The sequence below is a fragment of the Streptomyces sp. NPDC059853 genome, from assembly GCF_042731495.1.
GTDB lineage: Bacteria > Actinomycetota > Actinomycetes > Streptomycetales > Streptomycetaceae > Streptomyces.
In genome coordinates, this window is the sequence record NZ_JBHWJL010000443.1 from 1 (window position 1) to 2,995 (window position 2,995).

2 protein-coding genes are annotated in these 2,995 nt (G+C 73.9%); one reads left to right on the forward strand and one right to left on the reverse strand.

The window, feature by feature from the left end; translation table 11 throughout:
• On the reverse strand, positions 1-2,102 hold a 2,102-nt coding region (locus ACFV5N_RS26435; RefSeq protein WP_385604647.1), incomplete at its 3' end, for a beta-galactosidase.
• Positions 2,103-2,241: 139 nt separating this feature from the next.
• On the opposite strand from ACFV5N_RS26435, the gene ACFV5N_RS26440 reads away from it, so the two are divergent.
• Positions 2,242-2,988 (forward strand): FadR/GntR family transcriptional regulator, encoded by a 747-nt coding sequence (locus tag ACFV5N_RS26440; RefSeq protein ID WP_385604649.1) that lies wholly within the window; start codon positions 2,242-2,244, stop codon positions 2,986-2,988.
• The last annotated feature ends 7 nt before the right edge of the window (positions 2,989-2,995 follow it).

Genomic DNA, 2,995 nt, shown 5'->3' on the forward strand with positions numbered 1-2,995 from the left:
GTGTAGCGCAGCCGGAGCAGGAGTTCGCCGTCGTGGTCGAGCGCGGTCGCGGGGATGTCCACGTGGTAGACGGCGGCGTGGTCGAAGTCCTCGTCCCGGGGCGCGGAGGCGCGCCGGAACGGGCCGCCGGTGCGGGCCGGGGCGGGGCGGGCGTCGGAGCGCAGGCAGCGCACACCGGCGGTGGTGGCGGTGGGCGGGAGGTTCAGCGTCCACCGGGTGAACACGCCGTCGGTGCCGTCCGGGTGCACCCCGGGGCCGGTGAGGCCGCCGGGGGCGGGGAGGAAGGACAAGGTGGTGCGGGCGGCCTCGGTGTGGACGCGCAGGTCCTCGCCGTCGGTGAGGGCGAGGTCGGCGCACAGCAGCAGCCGGTCGGCCCCGGCGCAGTGGACGCGGTGGATCTGCGGGGCCTGCTCCTCGGCGAGTACCAGGAGGTGGGCGGTGCCGCCGGGGCCGTGCAGGGTGAGCCGGGCGGCGGTGCCCGGCGCGGTCACGGTGACCAGGGTGCCGGCCGGGGAGCGGTCGGTGCGGGCCGTCTCCGGGGGGACGACGACCTCGGTGCCGGGGCCGAAGGAGAACTGCGGGGGGATACCGGCGGTGGCGGTGAACACGGCGGTGGGGGTGCCGTCCACGGTGAGCCGGGTGACGGGCTGGGCGCTGGCCCACTCCAGGCGGATCCCGGAGCCGAGGGCGTAGCCGAGGGGCCAGACGAAGTGGGCGCCGGAGGGGATCGTCACCCCGGTGGCGGGCAGTTCTGCCGTCCGCTCCCCGAGGGTGACGGAGAACCGGACGCCGGGGTGGTCGGGCAGGGGTTCGTGCGGCTGGTGGTTGTTGACGAAGAGGAAGCCGCTGTCGCCTTCGGCGCGCACGGACCAGCGCAGGGTGGTGCGGTCGTCCAGTCCTGCCGGTTCGGTGGCGGGCAGGGTGAGCGGCATCCGGGCGAGGTCGGCGCCGCTGTCCCGCAGGAAGAGGTGCTGGGCGCGCAGCGCGTGGTAGGAGGGGCGGGCCTGCCCGTACTCGCCCAGCGGTGCCTGGAAGTCGTAGCTGACCGTGGGGAGGTCGTTGGGGTACCCGGTGGCGTGGGACTCCTGGTTGGGCACCGCGTGGGTCAGGCGCTGGGAACTGCCGTGGTACAGGTAGTAGCCCTGCCAGACGGAGCCGCTGCCGAGTTTGGTGAGCGCCAGGGCGGTGATGTCGGGCGCCGGTACGCGGGGGCGGCGGTGGTAGGCGATGGCCATGCCGCCGCCGAGTTCGCAGGTGGCGTACGGGTAGCGGCTGTTGTCGGGGCCGGTGCCGTGTGGTGCGGTGTCGCGCAGGTCGGCGCCGATGGCGTGGTCGTCGCGGATCGGGGTGAAGAAGTAGTGGCGGCGCATGCCGCGGGCCCAGCCCGGGCCGGCGTCCTCCCAGAACGCCTCCGGGTAGCCGCCGTACAGCGGGAGCACGGTGTCGGCGGGGAGTTCGGCGGCGCCCCAGGCGGTGGCGGTCCACAGCGGGACGCGCAGCCCGGCCTCCTCGGCCAGGGTGCGCAGGGTGGCGAGGTGTCCGGGCTGATCGTACAGCTCGTTCTCGATCTGGACGGCGACGACCGGCCCGCCGTCGATGACGGACAGTCCGCGCAGTTCCCGGGCGACGTGCCCGTAGTAGTCGCGGATCAGGGCGAGGTAGGCCGGGTCGTCGGTGCGGGGCGTGCAGTCGGTCGTGCCGAGCCAGTCGGGGAAGCCGCCGTTGCGGCATTCGCCGTGTGCCCAGGGCCCGATGCGGGCGACGACGGCGAGGCCGAGGTCGTGGCAGAGGGTGACGAAGTGCCGGATGTCGAGGCCGCCGTCGAAGCGGAAGGTGCCTCGGGTCTCCTCGTGCTGGTTCCAGAAGAGGTAGGTGGCGACGGTGTCGACGCCGCCCGCGCGGATCTTGAGCAGTTCCTCGCGCCAGTCGGCCCGTGGGTAGCGGCTGAAGTGGAACTCGCCCATCACCGGCAGCCAGGGGGTGCCGTCGCGCCACAGGGTGCGGCTGTCCGCGGTGATACGGCCCGCGAGCTCGCCGTGTCCGGCCGGGACGAGGTGGCCGGTGAGCGGCGGCGGGGCGGCGTGGACGTGCGCGGACAGCATGCGGGACTCCAGCGGTGGGCGGCTCGGCGACGTCGGTTCATCGTGCTGGCGGATCACTGGACTGTCAATAAGTATTCATAAATAATGTTCACCGTAGAGTGGGGCTGTCCCCCGTCCCGTTATCCCAGGGAGAGCCACCATGGCGTCCTACGCAGGCCGAGGCGTTCACGGTCATGTCGTGCAGCACCTCGGCGCCCGTATCGTCGGCGGGGATCTCGCCGAGGGCGAGATCCTGGACATCCGGGCGCTCGGCGAGGAGTTGGACGTCAGCCTCACCGCCATGCGGGAAGCCCTGAAAGTGCTCGCCGGGAAAGGGCTCATCGACGCCCGCCAGAAACGCGGCACCTTCGTCCGCCCCCGGTCGGCCTGGAACCTGCTGGACCCGGACGTGATCCGCTGGCGCACCGAGGGCGGCGACGGCGAGCATCTGATGCGCGATCTCGCGGAGGTCCGCTCCATCGTGGAACCCGCCGCCGCCCACCGGGCGGCGCTGCGGCGCACCGAGGCCGATCTGGCGGCCCTGGAGGCCGCCTTGGCGGCCATGGCGCGCGCCGGGGACGACTGGTCGGCGGCGGCCGAGGCCGACGCGTCCTTCCACCGGGCGCTGCTGGCCGCCACCGGCAACGAGCTGATCGGCCGCCTCGACCTGCTGCTGGAGCCGGGGCTGCGGGAACGCGACCGGCTGGTCCACACCCATCTGACGGCGGCCGACCCGGTGCCCAGTCACCGCGCCGTCGCGGACGCGGTCCGCGCGGGGGACGCGGTGCGGGCGGAGGCCGCCATGGTGCGGCTGCTGGCGGAGGCGGCCGACGACGTCGGCCGGGTCAGTGCGCTTCTTACGGCGCACGCATCCGCCGTCCTGGGGATGCGGACTTCCGGGGGGTGAGCCGGGT

Excerpts from the sequence above, each read along its gene's own strand:
- ACFV5N_RS26440 (WP_385604649.1), top strand. The coding sequence starts at position 2,242 with ATGGCGTCCTACGCAGGCCGAGGCGTTCACGGTCATGTCGTGCAGCAC.